Here is a 17,087-nt window from a genome sequence, read left to right as displayed (position 1 = left end):
AAACGAGCCGTCAAGCTTCTGGAGGGAGCACACCAATGCCACTACCATACGGGCCCGGAGCCCACGGAACAGAAATCGAATACTGGCAAGCCTGGTTCCAGCGCGTGTACCGCGCGTACGCGCCCGCAAAAGACCGGGTTTACGGCGACAGTGACGTCGCCGCCGTCACCGAGATGCAACGGCGCCTCGGGCTGCCGCAGACCGGCATCTTCGACGACGTGACCGCCCAGGCGGCCCACTACGTGCCGCCGCCACGGAACCTGCGCCCCATCATGTTCACGGTCGAGGGCCACCTGTCGGACATGTTCCGCGGACCGGCGGCAGACACGGCAACAATCCTTGAGAACGCAGGCCTTTGCCACCACCAGCCCGTCGGCTACAACAACGGAGCACTCCCGTTCGACAACGAGAGCGGGATCAACGAGCTCGCCCGTCTGCTCGGCGCCACGCAGATGGACAACGGCGTGCCGTTCCCGGAGGGCACGCCATGGTCGCTCGGCATCTACTCGCAGGGCGCGATCGTGGGTTCGTACTTCTACTTCCGGTACCTGCAGCCCGGGCAACCACTGGCCTGGCGCACACCTGACCTCAAAGGCGTTCTGGCATATGCCAACCCGTGCCGGCAGACCGATTCCATCGCGCCGTGGGCCACACCCCGGGTGACAGCGACCGGCACCCATGGCCTGGACCCGATTCGGCGGTTCGGGCTACCCGGTTTCCCCGCCAAGCCCGACAACTGGATGGACGTCTACCGCGAAGGCGACATTTTCGCCGAGAACAGCGACGACCAGGCGAGCGCGGTCAAAGCCGCCGTTTACGAGGCGGTGATGAACGACTGGATCAGCAACCCGTTCTCGCTCGCGGGGCAGATCGCGTTCACGCTCCATGCGCCCTTCAGCGAGGCGTTCGCCGTTATCGAGGCGATGATCAGCGGCGCGGTGTTCCTGGCCAGTAACCCGAACCCGCACTATGCGCCGTTCGAGCTCGAGGGCGGCACGCGGTGGATGCGGGACCGACTCATCAGCGGATCCGTACTGGCTCCTCAGCCCAGTCCGGTGGTCGTCTGAATCCCTTACTCCACCCGGGCTTGGATCACCGCGTACCCACCGCTGGTCCGCCATCGCTGTCCAGTGGCATCGAGTTCGGCAAGCTGCTCGGACGGCAGGCCGACGACAACTTCCGATTTGAGGGTCCGCAGTGCCGTGACCGAAGACGGAAAGTAGTCGACGGTCTGGTCGAACGGTGTTGTGGCGGGCCAGTACCGGTCGCCGACCAAGCGCCGGTAGTTGAGGTCGCCCTTCATCACAGTCATTGTGGCGGTGGCGAATTCGGCCGCGAGATCGTCGGGCATGTCATGGAACGACAGCGGGGCACAGAAGAACTTGTGGGTGCGGACCGCGAGCCGGCCGCCGCGCACCGCGTCCCAAAGCCGGTCACCGATCTTCCCGATCTCCGGACGGGTGTCGGTCCGCAAGCGTCGGATGACGGCCAGGACGTCGACCGTCGTCGCATCCGACACGTAGTAGGGATACGGCTTGACGTACAGCACGATCTCGGCCGCCAGGTGCTGGGTGAGCAGGCTGTCGGCCAGGACAAGATCCGCCAGCAACTCGCGTCCGGCATTGTCGGCGACGAGGCAGACGGTCGGATTGTCCTGCGATCGGAGCGCGGACCACAGCATGGCGCTGTCGTCGACGAGGATGCCCGCCGCGTCCACGTCCGCGGCGCCCGCACTCTTTTGGAGTTGGAAGCTGAGGTCGGCACGGTTGCCCCATAGTGCGGCGACCAGCAGCGCCTTGTGCTGCTGGTCCTCCGACGCGTCCGCCAGGTCGGCGAACGCACTCAGCTCTTCATCGACCGCCGGCCCCGCCAACTCGGCGGTCTTGACCGGTGCGAACGGGTCGACTCCGCGCCAGGCGCCGGCCCCGAAGTAACCGACGGCCTCGAGCAGCCGGCGGTAGAAGTAGCTCTCGCTCCACAGGAACGGCACCTCACCCCAGGGCCGTCCGTAGAGGCGCTCGCCCCAGGCGAGCCAATCATCCCGGTCATGCGCATGCTCGGGCAACGGCTCCAGGACGCCGGTGGTGCTCTCGACGAGCAGCCGCCGCAGCGTCGCCTCCTCGGCCGCGGTGTAGGGCGTGGTGTCCAGAACCTGCTGAATCAGCTTTGGATGACGCTCATGGAAGACATCCCACTCGAAGGACCCCGGCACCGCTGCGGTGATCGTGGGCGCACCGGTGGTGTCCACGGTCGTCCGCTACTTCGCTATGCGGAAATACGGTTCAACCGTGCCGCTCTGCTTGACGACCATCGGGTTTCCGCGGCGGTCCTTGGCGGTGGGGACTTCCACACGCACCCAGCCCTCGGCCACGTTGTATTCGACGACGTTGGTTCGCTCGACGCCATTGAAGCGGATACCCACGTCGCGCAGGAGCGCCTCTTCGTTGAAGTAGGGGCTGCGCGGGTCGATCGAGAGGTGATTCGGTGGAACGTCTGTGTTCTGGTCCTCGGACATGATCACTTTCGTTGAATGCTGACGGATTCTTCTTCGCTAAGAACGTACGCGACCCCGTCGGAACGGGTTCCGCGTAGGTCTTGGCGGGCGACGTGACCCAAGCTCTCCGCGGATGGTGCGGCAGATGCCGCCGCATCGAAACCTGTTGGTGCCGCCAACAATTGCTCGCTGGCGCACTCACAAAATCCCCATAGACCTCACGTGTCACACCCGTCTCGGAAGTCCGCTGGGGATGGCTGTTCGCCTGCACACATAACGGTGCCAGCACTCCTGAAGTCGGCCTACCATCGGAATTTATATGGGCCTGGTGACGGCAACGGACCAGCGCCTCGCGACAGATCAAACCTCATGGCAGAAGGAGGGATGGGCTGATGAAAATCGCACTCGCATTCGCAGTCGCCGCCGCGGCGCTCGCACTCAGCCCCATCGGCGCAGCCAACGCCACACCAGGACAGTGCTTCAACACCCCCTGGGGTGGATACTGCGACGGGCAAGCCGACGGCAACGGCATCTTCAACCATTGCGAAGGTGCGCTCGGGTTCAGCAACTGCTTCTACGTCCGTGCCGTTCCCACGGACGTAGACCCGCGGGGATGGGTACCACTGACCTGACGTTCAGCTCGGTATCAGCCGCAGTTGGCGTGCCCTCTCGAGGATGATCCTGGCGCGGTTCAATCGGGGTAAGTCGCTGCCGTCCTTGGGTTTTCCGCCCCGGGCGTTGAACTGCTCGACGAACTCGCGTGCCCAGCTGATGTCCGATTCGGACGGGCTCAGCCCGGAATTGATGACGTCGGCGTCGGACGAGCGCAGCGCGAGCTTGCCCGTCATACCCATCTGCCGGGTGAGCGCCACACCCTCGGCCAGCTGATCCGGATCGCGGGTGGGCCCATCGATCGGACCCGGGATGTGCGCCGCGCGCGACGCGACGACCAGCTGGGAACGGCTGTAGGCCAGCGCCAGCGGGTCCTGCTCGACGCCGATGTCCAGCGTGTAGTCGTTGACGCCGAACGCGATGCGGAAGCACGGGCGTGCCGCGGCGATGTCATGCACACGCGCCAGCCCGCGCGCGGTTTCGATCAACGCGATCACCGGTGATTCGCCACCGAGCCGGTTCGCGGTATCCCACATGTGGTTTCCGCCCTCGGTCTTGGCCAGCACGACGCCCTTGAGCCCGCGGCATTCAGCCAGCGCACGGCAGTCGGCAGACCAGAAATCACTGGACGCGTCATTGACCCGGACCCACGTCCGCGCCCCGGAGTTCAGGAATTCGACGACTCGGTCCCGGGCCGCCTCCTTCTCATCGGGAGCGACGGCGTCTTCGAGATCCAGAATCACCTCGTCGGAGCTCGTGGTCGACAGCAGCGCCCCGAGATCAGGCTCGCGAGACGGATTGACCAGGAGCCAGGAGCGCGAAACCTTCGAGTTCACGGTCATGGCGTCAGGCTAACCGGACAACGAGATCTAGTCGTCGGCTTCGAGTCGCTGTTTCAGATTCCGCAATGTGATGGCCAAGTTCCTGCTCTGAATCTCAGCTCCCGTCAGGCCGTTCGCCGACCAGTGATTGACTGCATCGACTACCGGTCGTGGCCAGGGGCCAACCGCCCAGGTCTCACTGACCGCGGTCGTCGCCTCATCGATTGGCCGGAACCGGTACGTCCAGGTCGCTATCGGGAAACGCAGAAACGGCCGGTCCCATCCGATCGCCCGCACCTTGAAGGCAAAGCGCTCGTTCTCATCGGCGGCGATCACCTCGCAGCGGGTGGTCCAGCGCAAGCGGCCACGCAGGTTGCGGCCGTCGAAGACTGTTCCGACACCCACGATTCCACCGTCTCTGATGGTCGCGCCGGTGTTCTCCGGACTCCACCGGCCCATTTGCGTCACATCGGCAACCTGCGCATAGACACGATCGACAGGAACATTGATCACCACCTCTTCGGTGGCGGTAGCCAGATTGCCGCCGACATGCGCGGAACGCCGGTCAGGCCGCAGTGCTTTGGCCAGCTCCAGAGCGAACGTCGGTGCACGAAACACCATCTTCTCGGCCGCGCGTTCAGCTTCGGCCCAACCGCCATCCCAAGTTCTGGATGCGCTGGCGTATCTCGTCATCACCACTCCCTGGTCGATTGTTGCGCCTTGTGCCGATAGCCCCATAGTCTTCGACTTGTGGCTGCCGGCTGTCCAGACCGGGTCCATGCTGCGGGAGGACTCGCCGGCGTCGGCGTCAGTGCGATCGGCATGAGCAGGGCCCCGGTTGCGCCGGGTTGACGCTATCGACCCGCTGAGAATTTTCGACGCGCCCAGGGGCCAGGGACTGCCTGGTTAGGACCGCGGTCCGTATAGAGCAGACATCCAAATGTTGTACAGCACGTCGACTACAAGGTCCGGGTCCGGGTGGGGCTCACGCGAAAACGTCTGTGTCAGATAGCGTTCGTCCATCCAGACCAGGGCCCGTGCGGTCTCCACTGCATCGAGATCTGCCTTGATCCGTCCGTCTGCCTGATCGTCGACGATGCGTTTGGTGGTCGCGTCGATGAACTGCTGAATCAGCTGCCCGTATGCGGCCTCGACCTTCTCGTCGCTACCCGCCGCATCCGACAGCGCACGTAAGACGGCACCGTGTTGCGAATAAACCTCGGTCAGCCCTTTGAACGCCGACCTCGCATCGTTGACGAGGTCGGTGCCCACCAGCCACCGGTCGACCATCTCTCCGATCTCCATCCCGAGTTGCTCGACGACGCGCAGCGCGAGGTCGTGACGGTCCCGGAAGTGCACGTAGAACGCCGGCCGCTTGAGTCCAGTCCGGCTCATCACTGCGTCGACGGTCATCTCGCGGAATGGCCGCTCCCGCAAGAACTCCTCCGCCGCGACGAGGATCTCGCGTTCGGACTCCCTGGGATCGTGTTTGGGGCGTCTGCTCATCGTGTCCTTAGTTCATCACAACCGTGGCGCGATGCCGGTTATGTTCGTCCATCGCGCGGTAGGCGTAGTAGTAGACGATCAACTGGAGCGCCCACGTCGTCAGCGCCGCCGTGTAGAAGATCGTCCGGTTCGAGTCATCACCGGGTACGTCGTAGAAGTCATACGTCGCGGCGATCACCGCCCCCATCGCAGTCACGACCATGACGAGCACCGCGTGGCCCCGCTCGCCGATACGCCACAGCCGGGTGGCGAAATAGATCAGGAAGATCGTGGTGAGGACGTTCACCGCGACGAGGAACACCGCGCCGGTCAGGCCGATGTGGTGCGTGACCGGTGATGCCGTCCGCAAAGCGTAGAACGTCAGAACGAGACCGACCACGCCGGCCAGGGCGAAGACGCCGATGTCGACTGTGCGCGACGGCTTGTATCCGTGGGTCACGGCCAACAAGCCGAGCACCAGGATCAAGGTGATCCCGACCGATCTGGAGAACGCGTCGAAGAAGATCGCGACGTGAAAACTGCCGCTCTCCTGGCTCAGCCGCAGCACCGCGTAGATCAAGAAGTTGACCCCGGAGGTTGCGACGATGATCCACTCCAGACCGAGCAGATAGTTCCCATGGTTCCGGATGAACTTCCAGCCGTAGGTGAAACCGGCAAAGATCATGAGGAGATCCGCGAGGGCGAACAACGCGCCGATGACGTCCATATTTGCTCCTTGCTGCCTATATCCGGGCCAGGCGGTCGAGAACGCGGTCGCCGAACCAGCCAAGGGTCAGTGCCGGCTGGCCGACGAAGCTGGGCCAGAATCGGCCGTCGTGCCAGATGGTCTTGAGGTCGTCCGGCATGGGTGCGCCGGAAAGTCTGTCGGCGAGCAGGTTTCCGACGTACTGTGCCTGGGCGAAGCCATGTCCGTTGCACGCCAACGAATACAGCACGTTCGGCGCGGCCTCCCCGGCGACCGGCAGCCAAGTGGAGCTCATGCCGATCCAGCCGCCCCAGGCCCGTTGCGGCGCAACGTCGCTCAGACCGGGGAACCGCTCGCGGAAGCCGCGCACGAGATCGTCGACGACGGGCCCCGAAGGCGTTCGCGCGTGCAGCGGCCCGTTGGTGGTCTCCAACCGCCGGGTACCGAAAACGATGGTGTTCCGCGGAGTTACGCGGTAGCTCTCCAAGATCATGTGTGCGGTCACCATGGGCGCGCGGCTGGTCCACCCGATGGCGTCCAGTCGTTCCGGGGCGACCGGCTCGGTTTCCACCAGCGAGGTCCACACCGGGGAGACCAGCCGGCGCGGCGCAATGGCGAAGTCCTTGAGGTTGGCGTTGGCAGTAAGCAACGCCTGCTTGGCGCGGACCCGGCCCTGCGCCGTCTCGACAGTCACCCCGGCACCGCCATCGGTGACGTTCTGCACCGGCGTGTGCTCGAAAACCCTTACCCCAGAGGCCAGGACCGCGTCGCGTAGTCCCATGGCGTACTTGCCGGGGTTCAGGGTCCCCCCGATGCCTTCGCGCACTCCGCCCAGGAAGCCGTCCGGCAAGCCCGCGTCTCGTCCATCGACGAACTCGGCCGACGAGCCGGCCTCGGACAGGATCTTCGCGTTTCGCCGCGACTTCCGCAGTTGTCCCTTCGACACCGCAGCCAGCACAATGCCGACCTTTTCGAAGTCACAGTCGATGGCGCGATGCTCGATGGCGTCCTGAGTGAATTCCACTGCCGCTTCGGCAAACTGGAACAGCGCGCGGACCTTGCTGCGACTCAACAACAGTGCCAGCAACGATGGATCGGCGGCGATCGAGTTGGTCACATAGCCCGCGTTGCGCGAACTCGCGCCCCAGCCGCAGGTCTGCGCTTCGAGCAGAACGACGTCGGCGCCGGATTCGGCGAGGCGCAAGGCTGCCGTCATCCCACCGACGCCGCCCCCGACCACGGCGACATCACAGGTCACCTCGCCGGCGAGCGCCGGTTCACCGACAGGCACAGGGGCCCAACCGGTTTCGGTCAGCAGGTTCATGCGGACACCACCTTGCGGCAGGTCACCGCAGTACTCGGGGTGACCACTGCCTCGACCACCTGGTGCAGTGGCGCCCCACCGGTGGCCGCCAGCGCGTGGTAGAAGGTCTCCGGGTCGGCCCAGTCCTCCGGCGCCAAAACCCCGGACCGTTCGCCCAATTGGTCGACGGCCAACAGCATGAACGCCGCGGTGGCCGAACCCGTGAGAGACGCCATGGTGGTCCACGGGGTACCGGGCCCGCTCACCGGTGCACGCCGCACCGAAACCACCTGCTGCCCATCGCGTTTGCCCGTCACCCGGACATAGTTGGTGCCCCGGAACGGCGGGTGCTTCTTTGCCGCCGACGTGGCCATGAACTTCAGCACCTCCACGGCCCCGATCTCGCCGCGGCGGATGGTGCCCCAGAGCCCCGACAACGCGTACCGCCACACCTTGAGCGAACCGGTCTTGTCGGTCAGGAGGTCGTTGACGAAGTCGATGGCCTCGTCCATGGTGATGTTGTTGTCCTGCACGGCCACTGCGACGCCACGCATGATGCCGTTGGTGGGCGGCGGATCGAGGGCGCCCAGAACCCGAATCCGGTCGGCTCCCGGCCAGCGCCGCGGCAACGTCACCGCTTCTGGATGCGCACACTCGTAGAATCGGTAGGCGTCACCGAGTGAGTTGCCGACGTCGAACACATCGGTCTCCAGGAACGTCTGATGTTGCACTGCGCGCCCGTTCTCCCAGGTCCAGCACGGCCCGGCGAAACCGCGGATCGCGTGGTCGAGCACCGCCCGGCCGAACGGCACCGGCCCTTCATCGCCGGTCACCCAGCAGATGTCAATGCGCTCAACAACATCCATGTCGCGCGCCGCATCGGCGGTCATCACATTGGTGTACCCGGGCGATGCACCACAGCAGATGAGGATCGGGACACCGGCAGCCTTCGCGCGGTCATCGAGCGCCAGCGCTGCACGCGTGCTCGCCTCGTCGTCGTCGAGATCCAGATAGGGCACCTGCTTCTCGATGCAGGCCTCCATCACCGGCTCCGCGGTGCGGTTGTACGGCCCCGCGCCGAGCACGACGAGGTCGGCACCGTCGATCGCCCTGCGCAGCGCGCCACCGTCGAAGAGGTCGAACGAGCCGACCGTCACCGAGCCCGCAGGCAGCTTCGCCGCGAACTCATGCAGCAGTTCTGGGCGAATGTCGTAGAGCTCCAGCATCCAGTCGGCGTCGCCGGCCGCCTTGACGAACCGTTCGATGGCGACACGGCACATCTCACCGGCTGCCCCGATGAAAACAACTCGCTTTGTCGTGGTCATGACAACAGCTTGCGCTCATAATTACGGTCTGTCAATGACGTTGTGTAATTAAATAGAGACCAAACGATCCACGAGCCTGGCCAGGCGGTGGAAATCGGCGGCGAGAATCGCCCTGCCGTCAGGGCCGCGAACCGGTCAACCTCGAGCTGGTTGCGCCCGACGCAATCCAGAATGGCCGCCGCCACCTCGTCCAGCCAGTCAAACTGCAGCTGCCCTCGACCCGGCCCTTGGAAACACCTCTGGGAACCTGGTCCCAAAGTGGTCCCAGCACGGGATCACCGCCAAGAAATCAAAAACCCACTCCGACGCTGTTCAGAGTGGGTTTTCTGTGTCGGGCCGACAGTGGAGTAGGCACGAACGACGGCAGCTCTCTGCCGGAGCCGATTCGTCCGCGTCCGCGCAACCAATCGGGCCGGCGTATCCGTCGAACAGTTAGTCGCGCCGCCGCCCCACGCGCAGCAGCCAGTCCGGCACCGCCAACCCGTGGATGATCCTCTGCGCCCGAAAGTACTGGCGCGGAAGTGATTCCGTGTTGTAGGGCAGATCGTACTTCTCGCACAGTTCCCGCACCCGGACGCTCACCTCAGGCAACCGGTTGCTCGGCAGATCAGGGAACAGGTGATGCTCGATCTGGTAACACAGGTGCCCACCTGAGAACGCCAGCAGCGGGCTTGCGTTGAAGTTCGCCGTCCCGAGAATTTGTCGCAGATACCATTCGCCGCGGGTTTCGTCCTTGACCACCGCGGGGTCGAACGTCTCGGCCCCGTCGGGGATGTGCCCGCAGATGATGTTCACGTACACCCAGAGGTTCCGGAGCACATTCGCGGTGGCATTGGCCGCCAGCGTGCGACGCCACCGGCGCAGGCTCAGCGCCGGGAAGAACACATAGTCCTTGGCCAACTGGCGCGCGCTCTTGGCGAGGAATTTCCGCTTCTCCACCGCGACAGCGTCTGGCGTCTCGCCCCGGAGCCGCTCCGAGTGCAGGCCGTGCAGGGCGATACCCCATTCGAACGTCGCTGCCAGCACCAGGTTTCCAAGCGGGGTGAACAAATGCGCCCACCGCCACGGCTGGTCGGTCGTCACTCGCAGCAGGCGGTAACCGATGTCCTCGTCCATGCCGAGCACGTTGGTGTAGACGTGATGCCGATAGTTGTGCGAGTACCGCCACTGCGCGGAATGCCCGACCATGTCCCACTCCCAGGTATTGGAGTGGATTTCCGGGTCGTTCATCCAATCCCACTGGCCGTGGGAGATGTTGTGGCCGAGCTCCATGTTCTCGATCGACTTCGCATACGCCAGCGCGCACGTGCCGGCGGCCCAGCCAACCTTGGACCCGCTCCCGGCGATCATCAGCCGCGCCGCGACTTCGAGCGCCCGCTGAAAATGGATCACCCGCCGGATGTACGCCGAGTCCTTCGCCCCGAGCGACTCCTCGACGTCCCGGCGGATCACGTCGAGTTCGTAGCCGATCTCTTCGACGTCCTCACTGCTGAGGTGCACGTAGGCAGAGACATCGGCGATCGCCATCAAGGTGTCCTCGGGTGGATGTGGCAGTAAGACGGCGCCATCTAGGCCACCGCGAGGCCTTTGACCTGCAAAAACTTTGTCGGGCTGACAGGATTTGAACCTGCGACCACTTGACCCCCAGTCAAGTGCGCTACCAAGCTGCGCCACAGCCCGCGGCGCTACCGGGCGAACCGGCAACGGTTGGAAAGCCTACCTCAGACCTCCCGCCGGACCCTAAACGGGTCCGGCGGCGCGTCGGCGACTAGCGCTTGGCCCCGCGCTTCTCCCGCACCCGCACGTTGATCTTGATCGGGCTGCCCTCGAAGCCGAACTCTTCACGCAGCCGGCGCTCCAGGAAGCGGCGGTAGCCGGCCTCCAGGAAGCCCGTGGTGAACAGCACGAAGGTCGGCGGCCGCGAGGCCGCCTGCGTCGCGAACAGGATGCGTGGCTGCTTACCACCGCGCACCGGCGGCGGCGTGGCGGCGACGATCTCCTTGAGGAACGTGTTGAGCCGTCCGGTCGGGATACGGGCGTCCCACGACGCCAGCGAGGTCTCCAGCGCCGGCACCAACTTCTGCACGGCCCGACCGGTTTTCGCCGAGATGTTGACGCGCGGCGCCCACTGCACCTGCACCAACTCTCGTTCGATCTCCTTGTCCAGCAGGTACCGCCGGTCTTCGTCGACCAGGTCCCACTTGTTGAACGCGATGACGAGCGCGCGCCCGGCCTCGATGACCATCGACAGCACCCGCAGGTCCTGCTCGGTCAGCGGCTGGGAGGCATCGATCAGCATGACGGCTACTTCGGCAGCGTCGATCGCGCCGTGTGTGCGCACCGAGGCGTAGAACTCGTGCCCGCTGGCCTGGCCGACCTTGCGACGCAGACCGGCGGTATCAACGAAACGCCAAATCTTGCCGTCCAATTCGATCAGCGAGTCGACCGGGTCCACCGTGGTGCCGGCGACGTCGTGCACGACGGACCGCTCATCGCCGGACAGCTTGTTCAGCAGCGAGCTCTTGCCGACATTGGGCTTGCCGACCAACGCCACGCGGCGCGGACCGCCTGTCCCGCCGGACATTTCGGACACCGTGGGCAGCACCTCGAGCACCGCATCCAGCAGGTCGGCCACACCGCGTCCGTGCATCGCGCTGATCGAGTACGGCTGTCCCAGCCCTAGCGACCACAGCGCCGCAGCTTCAGATTCCACCTTCTCGTTGTCAACCTTGTTGGCCGCCAAGAAGACCGGCTTGCCGGAGCGCTGCAGGCGCTTGGCCGCGGCCTCGTCGGCCGCGGTCGCCCCGACCACAGCGTCGACCACGAGAATGATCGCGTCGGCGGTACGCATGGCCACGGTGGCCTGCTCGGCGACCAGCATCTGCAGGCCCTTGGCGTCGGGTTCCCACCCACCGGTGTCCTGCACCACGAACCGGCGCCCGACCCACTGCGCGTCGTACGACACGCGGTCGCGGGTCACGCCCGGAATGTCCTGCACCACCGCTTCGCGGCGGCCCAGGATGCGGTTCACCAGAGTCGATTTGCCCACATTCGGGCGGCCGACCACGGCCACCACGGGCGGGGGTCCGGCGTACTCGTCGACCTCGGCCTCGAATCCCTCCGGGCCGATCTCCCAGTCACCTTCGTCGAACCACACACCATCGTCGTCGCTCATTGGCGCACACCTACCTTCTGCTGCACGAGATCCAGCAGATGTGCCACCACACCAGCCTGGGTCATATCGCTGGAATCGACGACGATCGCGTCATCTGCGGCCTGCAGCGGCGATACCGCGCGTGTCGAGTCCAGATGGTCCCGGCGCTGCACATCGGCGAGCACCGCTTCGTAGTTGTCGCCCAGGCCGTTTGCGACGTTCTGCGCATTGCGCCGACGGGCGCGCTCCTCGGCCGAGGCGGTCAGGAAAATCTTGAGATCGGCGTCGGGCTTGACGACGGTGCCGATGTCGCGGCCCTCGACGACAACCGAGCCGGCCTCCGCGATCAGTTCACGCTGCCGCTGCACCAGCAGCGTCCGCACGGCCGGAATCGCCGACACGGCCGATACCGCGAGGGTCACCGCCTCGCCGCGGATCTCATCCGAAACGTCCTCGCCCGCAAGGTACGACGTGTCGTGGTCCGGGTCGAAGCTGACGGAGAACTCGGTCTTCTCACATACCGCGACGACGGCATCGGTGTCGGTCGGGTCGATACCGGCCCGCAGTACCGCCAGCGTCACGAGCCGGTACATCGCACCGGTGTTGATGTGGTTGGCGCCGAGTGCGTGCGCCAAACCCGTTGACACCGAAGACTTCCCGGTGCCCGCCGGGCCGTCGATGGCAATGACGAGCGCGTTCACAGGCCCACCGCCTGGTACAGCTCGCCGACTTCCTTGCGTGTCAGCGCCCGCAGGCTGTTGACGCGCTGGTCCCCCAGTGCCACCGTGCCGATGTGCGTACGCACCAGTTCCTTCACCGGGAAGCCGACCTCGGCCATCAGCCGGCGCACGATGCGGTTACGTCCCTCGTGCAGCACGATCTTCACCAACGACTTGCCGGCGGCCATGTCCACCACCGCGAATTCGTCGACATAGACGGGTCCGTCGTCCAGCTCCACACCCTCGCGCACCTTCTTGCCCAGCCCGCGGGGCACGGTGCCCTGCACGGTGGCCAGGTACGTCTTGGACACCTCGTAGCGCGGGTGCATCAACCGGTTTGCCAGCTCGCCGTCATTGGTCAGCAGGATCAGCCCTTCGGTCTCGGCGTCGAGCCGGCCGACGTGGAAGAGCTTCTTGTTGCCGCGCACACGATGCTCGACCAGATCACCGATGCAGGGACGGCCCTGATCGTCAGACATGGTGGAGTGCATGCCTTTTGGCTTGTTCAGCGCGAGGTACACGAGGTCCTCGTCGACGAGCACGCGGCTGCCGTCGACCCGGACGATCTGGCGATCGGGGTGAACCCGGGTGCCGAGTTCGGTGACGATCTGGCCGTCGACCTCCACTCGCCCGTCCAGGATCATCCGCTCGGCGACCCGGCGCGAGGCAATTCCCGCCTGCGACAGCACCTTCTGCAGTCGCACGCCTTCTTCGTTGGCCATGTCAGTCCCGATCTACGTCGAATTTGGCCGGCTCTGCAGCCGGCGCAGGAGTTCCGCCGAGTTTGGCGAAACGCGGCTCCTCAGAGAGCGTTTCAGTGATGTCGTCGATGACGTCGACATCCGGCAACAGCGGGGCGAGTTCCGGCAGCTCGCTCAGCGAGGTCAACCCGAGCCGCTCCAGGAACAATTCCGTTGTGGCGAAAGTTGTTGCGCCACTGTCGGCATCGGTGCCGGCTTCGATGATGAGGCCGCGGGCGGCGAGGGTCCGCATCACGGCGTCGACGTTGACGCCGCGCACCGCACTCACCCGTGCGCGGGTCACCGGCTGCCGGTAAGCGACCACCGCGAGCGTCTCCAGCGCCGCCCGGGTCAGCTTGGACCGGGCGCCGTCGAGAATCAGCCGCTCGACGTACGGCGCGTACCGGGCCCGGGTGTACATGCGCCAGCCGCCGCCGGCCTCGCGCAGGTCGATGCCGCTGCCGCGCTCGGCCAGCTCGGCGGCCATCCGGCGCAGCTTGTCCTCGACGCGCTCGATCGTCTCGTCCAGTGCGGTCGCCAGCGAGTCGACCGGTGCCGGGGTGTCGACGACCAGCAGTAGGGCCTCCAGCGCGCACCCGAGCTCGTCATCGGTGATCTCGGTGTCGAGTTCGTCACCCTCGGCGGCAGCGACCGCGTCGGTCACACCGGCGTCAGGCTCGACGCCCTCGCCCACGCTGCTATCCGCGGAAATCACCGCGTCGTTGTCTGTCATGAGTCTTCTTCCACCGCCGCTGCCAGATGCTCGTTCGTCGGCCGCTCCCCGGTCCACGAAACTTGCAGCACTCCAAGCGGTTCAATCTGCTCGAAGTTTACCGCCTTGGCACGGTAGAGCTCTAATAGCGCCAGGAACCGCCCGACGATCTCCATCCCGCCGTCGCAGTCGGCGACCAGCTCGGTGAACGACGCCCACTCCCCGATGCCCCGATTCTCCAGGAGCCCCATCAGTTTCATGGCCTGCTCGGGCACCGACACCGCCTGCACGTGCAGGTGGTCGACGCGCAGCGACGGCACCGGACGCGGCATGAACGCGGCCGCCGCGATCTGGGCGAACCGGTCGGCGTCGACGCCGAGCATCACCTCCGGCAGCAGCTCGGTGAACCGGTCCTCCAGGGTGACGGCTCGCGGGTAGCTGCGCATCGCCGCGGCCTCGAGCTCGGCGAACATGAGTGCCACGTGCTTGAAGGCCCGGTACTGCAGCAGCCGCGCGAACAGCAGGTCGCGCACTTCGAGCAGCGCCAGGTCGTCCTCGTCGTGGACCTCGGCGGCGGGCAGCAGCCGGGCGGCCTTCAAGTCCAGCAGGGTCGCGGCGACGACCAGGAACGCCGTCGTCTCATCGAGCTCGAGCTGGCTGCCGATCTCCTTGGTGTACGCGATGAACTCATCGGTGACCTGGTGCAGCGCGACTTCGGTGACGTCCAGCCGGTGCGCGAAGATCAGCTGCAGCAGCAGGTCGAACGGGCCCTCGAAGTTGGTGAGCCGGACCTGAAAGCCGGCCTTCTTCTCCTCCGGCTGCTCGGTCGCCGGGCTCGCCGGCGCCGCGCCCCCAGCACTATCAGGGACGTCGACGTCGGAAATCACGCGCCGAACCGGTCGATGACCTCGCACGCCAACGCCCGGTACGCCTGGGCGCCACCGGATTTCGGGGCCCAGGTGGTGATCGGTTCACCGGCGACGCTGGTCTCCGGGAAGCGCACGGTACGGCTGATGACGGTGTCGAACACGAGATCGCCGAAGCGCTCCACGACGCGGGCCATGACCTCACGCGCGTTGACGGTGCGGTTGTCGTACCGGGTGATCAGGATGCCGCTGATGTCGAGCTTGGGGTTCAGCCGGTCGCGGACCTTGTCGACGGTGTCGGTCAGCAATGCGAGACCGCGCAGCGAGAAGAACTCGCACTCGGTCGGGATGATGACGCCATCGGCGCAGGCCAGCCCGTTCACCGTGAGCAGGCCCAGCGACGGCTGGCAGTCGATCAGCACATAGTCGTAGCGGTCCAGCACGGGATACAGCGCACGGGACAGCGTCTGCTCGCGCCCGACCTCGTTGACCAGCTGAATCTCGGCGGCCGACAGGTCGATGTTGCTGGGCACCAGGTCCAGGCCCTTGACCCGGGTGTTGATCAGCACGTCGTCGATCGACACCCGCGGCTCGACGAGCAGGTTGTGCACGGTGTGCTCGAGCTCGTAGTGCGGGACGCCGAGGCCGGCGGACAGCGCACCTTGGGGATCGAGGTCGACCAGCAGCACGCGGCGGCCGTATTCGGCCAGGCTGGCGCCCAGATTGATGGTCGACGTGGTCTTGCCGACGCCGCCCTTCTGGTTGCACATCGCGATGACCTTGGCCGGGCCGTGCACGCTCTTGGGTTTGGGCTCGGGGATGTGTCGCGCGGGACGTCCGGTCAGGCCGATCGCGGGTTCCGGATCTGCGGGCGCGGACGAGCTATCGACATCAATCGGCAACGAAACCGGCTCCACCGGGCTCAGGCCCCCCACGCCTGTTGGGACATCGGTCATGCGTCGCCGATCAGCGGCGTGACTCCCATAGCGAACATCCGGGCAAGTTTAACGGTGCCACGCCGCTGACGACGGCAGACCCGCTGTCCTAATGTGACTGCCATGAGCTGGAAGCGGCGGTGGTCCTTCGTCCGGATGGCGCTGGGGATGCGAAAGTTCGTCCAAACCGGACAGTGGGGTGACGGCCGCGAGGCCGCTGCGGCCGCCTACGTGGAAGCCAACGCCCGCCGCGGCGACATCGATCACGTCCTCGCGACCATCGACACGTTCGCCCGGGAACAGTCGATGCTGGTCAATGTCGGCGACGAAAAGGGCCAACTCCTCGAGTCCGCGCTCATCCGGGCCAACCCGTCGCGAATTCTCGAGCTGGGCACCTACTGCGGCTACAGCGCGCTGCTCATGGCCCGCACCGTGCCGGACGCACACGTCTTCACCGTCGAGTTGTCGGCGGACAACGCCGCGATCGCCCGCCGCATCTGGACCCACGCCGGCGTCGCGGACCGGATCACCTGCATCGTCGGCACCATCGGCGACGGCGGCGCCACACTCGACGCGCTCGCCGGCCATGGCTTCGGGCCGGGCAACCTCGATTTCGTCTTCATCGACCACGACAAGGCGGCCTACCTCAAGGATCTGGAGTCGATCCTGGCGCGGGGTTGGCTGCACCGCGGCGCCGTCGTCGTGGCGGACAACGTGAAGGTGCCCGGCGCTCCGGCCTACCGGGCGTACATGCGGGACCAGGAGGGCAAGCTGTGGCACACGCAGGAGCACGCCACCCACGTCGAGTACCAGAAGACGCTGCCTGACCTGGTGCTCGAGTCCGACTACTTGGGCTGACCGTCGTCCGCAGCCTTGACCGGCCGCTGCCACGGCCACGAGCCCGTCATCTCCACCTGCAGCGAGAAGCTGAGGAATGTCCGGATGGCGACGATGCCGCCCAGCACCGCGACGCTCTGCGCGGTGGGTGTGACGGCCACGGTGCGGATGATGTCGGCCGCGACGAGGAATTCGAGGCCCAGCAGGATCGAGCGGCCGAGCTGCCGCCGGAACGCGTCGTAGGCGCCGCCCTCGGAACCTCGCATCCGACCGAACGTCGCGGCCAGAGCGATCACGGCACCACCGACGATCACCGCGACACCGACGGCGTCGATCACCTTGCCGGTCGTCTCGATGATGTCGTAGAACGCCATGACC

General features: G+C 65.9%; 19 protein-coding genes and 1 tRNA gene. 3 read left to right on the top strand and 17 right to left on the bottom strand.

All coding sequences use genetic code 11. The features are described 5' to 3' along the window. The first annotated feature begins 35 nt into the window (after positions 1 to 35). Positions 36 to 1,067 (top strand): peptidoglycan-binding domain-containing protein, encoded by a 1,032-nt coding sequence (locus H289_RS0106980; RefSeq protein ID WP_081633339.1) that lies wholly within the window; start codon positions 36 to 38, stop codon positions 1,065 to 1,067. A gap of 5 nt (positions 1,068 to 1,072) precedes the next feature. Here the strand turns inward: H289_RS0106980 and H289_RS0106975 are convergent, their stop codons facing one another. Both H289_RS0106975 and H289_RS0106970 read right to left on the bottom strand, forming a co-directional pair. After that, positions 1,073 to 2,248: a damage-control phosphatase ARMT1 family protein gene (locus tag H289_RS0106975; RefSeq protein ID WP_020100045.1), complete on the bottom strand. Its 1,176-nt coding sequence runs from the start codon at positions 2,246 to 2,248 to the stop codon at positions 1,073 to 1,075. A 9-nt stretch (positions 2,249 to 2,257) separates the two neighbouring features. After that, positions 2,258 to 2,515: a DUF3297 family protein gene (locus H289_RS0106970; protein ID WP_029104881.1), complete on the bottom strand. Its 258-nt coding sequence runs from the start codon at positions 2,513 to 2,515 to the stop codon at positions 2,258 to 2,260. A 371-nt stretch (positions 2,516 to 2,886) separates the two neighbouring features. Between H289_RS0106970 and H289_RS0106965 the strand changes: the two genes are divergently transcribed. Continuing rightward, positions 2,887 to 3,126: a hypothetical protein gene (locus H289_RS0106965; protein ID WP_020100043.1), complete on the top strand. Its 240-nt coding sequence runs from the start codon at positions 2,887 to 2,889 to the stop codon at positions 3,124 to 3,126. 3 nt (positions 3,127 to 3,129) lie between these two features. Here H289_RS0106965 and H289_RS0106960 read toward each other — a convergent pair whose 3' ends face one another. The 14 genes from H289_RS0106960 to H289_RS0106895 all read right to left on the bottom strand — a co-directional run bounded on the left by H289_RS0106960 (position 3,130) and on the right by H289_RS0106895 (position 15,854). Beyond that, the gene (locus H289_RS0106960; protein ID WP_020100042.1) at positions 3,130 to 3,948 is read right to left on the bottom strand and encodes an HpcH/HpaI aldolase/citrate lyase family protein; all 819 of its coding nucleotides are present in this window, start codon (positions 3,946 to 3,948) and stop codon (positions 3,130 to 3,132) included. 27 nt (positions 3,949 to 3,975) lie between these two features. Next, entirely contained in the window at positions 3,976 to 4,620 is a 645-nt protein-coding gene (locus H289_RS0106955) for an SRPBCC family protein (protein ID WP_196809997.1), read from the bottom strand. Between the two features lie 213 nt (positions 4,621 to 4,833). Continuing rightward, complete coding sequence (locus H289_RS0106950; protein ID WP_020100040.1) at positions 4,834 to 5,433, bottom strand: TetR/AcrR family transcriptional regulator; 600 nt, start codon at positions 5,431 to 5,433, stop codon at positions 4,834 to 4,836. Positions 5,434 to 5,440: 7 nt separating this feature from the next. Next, positions 5,441 to 6,139 carry a hypothetical protein gene (locus tag H289_RS0106945; protein ID WP_020100039.1) on the bottom strand — a complete coding sequence of 233 codons (699 nt, stop codon included), beginning with the start codon at positions 6,137 to 6,139 and terminating at the stop codon, positions 5,441 to 5,443. Between the two features lie 16 nt (positions 6,140 to 6,155). After that, positions 6,156 to 7,442, bottom strand: coding sequence for an NAD(P)/FAD-dependent oxidoreductase (locus H289_RS0106940; protein WP_020100038.1), 1,287 nt, complete (start codon positions 7,440 to 7,442; stop codon positions 6,156 to 6,158). After that, on the bottom strand, positions 7,439 to 8,746 hold the full coding sequence (locus tag H289_RS0106935) for a saccharopine dehydrogenase family protein (RefSeq protein ID WP_020100037.1): 1,308 nt from the start codon (positions 8,744 to 8,746) through the stop codon (positions 7,439 to 7,441). Before H289_RS0106935 ends, H289_RS0106940 begins: the two co-directional genes overlap by 4 nt. Positions 8,747 to 9,178: 432 nt before the next feature. Beyond that, positions 9,179 to 10,273, bottom strand: a complete 1,095-nt coding sequence (locus H289_RS0106930; protein WP_020100036.1) for a fatty acid desaturase family protein — start codon at positions 10,271 to 10,273, stop codon at positions 9,179 to 9,181. Between the two features lie 79 nt (positions 10,274 to 10,352). Continuing rightward, positions 10,353 to 10,426: transfer RNA gene (locus H289_RS0106925), tRNA-Pro, on the bottom strand. An 88-nt stretch (positions 10,427 to 10,514) separates the two neighbouring features. Further along, positions 10,515 to 11,921 (bottom strand): ribosome biogenesis GTPase Der, encoded by a 1,407-nt coding sequence (gene der, locus H289_RS0106920; RefSeq protein ID WP_020100035.1) that lies wholly within the window; start codon positions 11,919 to 11,921, stop codon positions 10,515 to 10,517. Continuing rightward, a complete protein-coding gene (gene cmk, locus H289_RS0106915; protein ID WP_020100034.1) occupies positions 11,918 to 12,601 on the bottom strand; it encodes a (d)CMP kinase in 684 nt (227 codons plus the stop codon). The genes der and cmk overlap by 4 nt, the downstream gene beginning before the upstream one ends. Then, positions 12,598 to 13,341 carry a pseudouridine synthase gene (locus tag H289_RS0106910; RefSeq protein ID WP_020100033.1) on the bottom strand — a complete coding sequence of 248 codons (744 nt, stop codon included), beginning with the start codon at positions 13,339 to 13,341 and terminating at the stop codon, positions 12,598 to 12,600. Before H289_RS0106910 ends, cmk begins: the two co-directional genes overlap by 4 nt. Before the next feature lies 1 nt (position 13,342). Beyond that, entirely contained in the window at positions 13,343 to 14,092 is a 750-nt protein-coding gene (gene scpB, locus H289_RS0106905; RefSeq protein ID WP_020100032.1) for an SMC-Scp complex subunit ScpB, read from the bottom strand. Continuing rightward, on the bottom strand, positions 14,089 to 14,955 hold the full coding sequence (locus tag H289_RS0106900) for a segregation/condensation protein A (RefSeq protein WP_051128428.1): 867 nt from the start codon (positions 14,953 to 14,955) through the stop codon (positions 14,089 to 14,091). Before H289_RS0106900 ends, scpB begins: the two co-directional genes overlap by 4 nt. After that, the gene (locus H289_RS0106895; RefSeq protein ID WP_020100030.1) at positions 14,955 to 15,854 is read right to left on the bottom strand and encodes an AAA family ATPase; all 900 of its coding nucleotides are present in this window, start codon (positions 15,852 to 15,854) and stop codon (positions 14,955 to 14,957) included. Before H289_RS0106895 ends, H289_RS0106900 begins: the two co-directional genes overlap by 1 nt. Positions 15,855 to 15,995: 141 nt before the next feature. Here H289_RS0106895 and H289_RS0106890 point away from each other — a divergent pair, with 141 nt between their 5' ends. Beyond that, a complete protein-coding gene (locus H289_RS0106890) occupies positions 15,996 to 16,730 on the top strand; it encodes an O-methyltransferase (RefSeq protein WP_020100029.1) in 735 nt (244 codons plus the stop codon). On the opposite strand, the gene H289_RS0106885 is transcribed toward H289_RS0106890, so the two are convergent. Beyond that, a complete protein-coding gene (locus H289_RS0106885) occupies positions 16,718 to 17,083 on the bottom strand; it encodes a DUF1622 domain-containing protein (protein WP_020100028.1) in 366 nt (121 codons plus the stop codon). The genes H289_RS0106890 and H289_RS0106885 overlap by 13 nt on opposite strands. Positions 17,084 to 17,087 lie beyond the last annotated feature (4 nt).

The sequence above is a fragment of the Mycobacterium sp. 360MFTsu5.1 genome (assembly GCF_000383495.1).
Classification (GTDB): domain Bacteria; phylum Actinomycetota; class Actinomycetes; order Mycobacteriales; family Mycobacteriaceae; genus Mycobacterium; species Mycobacterium mucogenicum_B.
The sequence above is the reverse complement of the archived record's forward strand: the minus strand, read 5'-3'. Positions and strand labels throughout refer to the sequence as shown.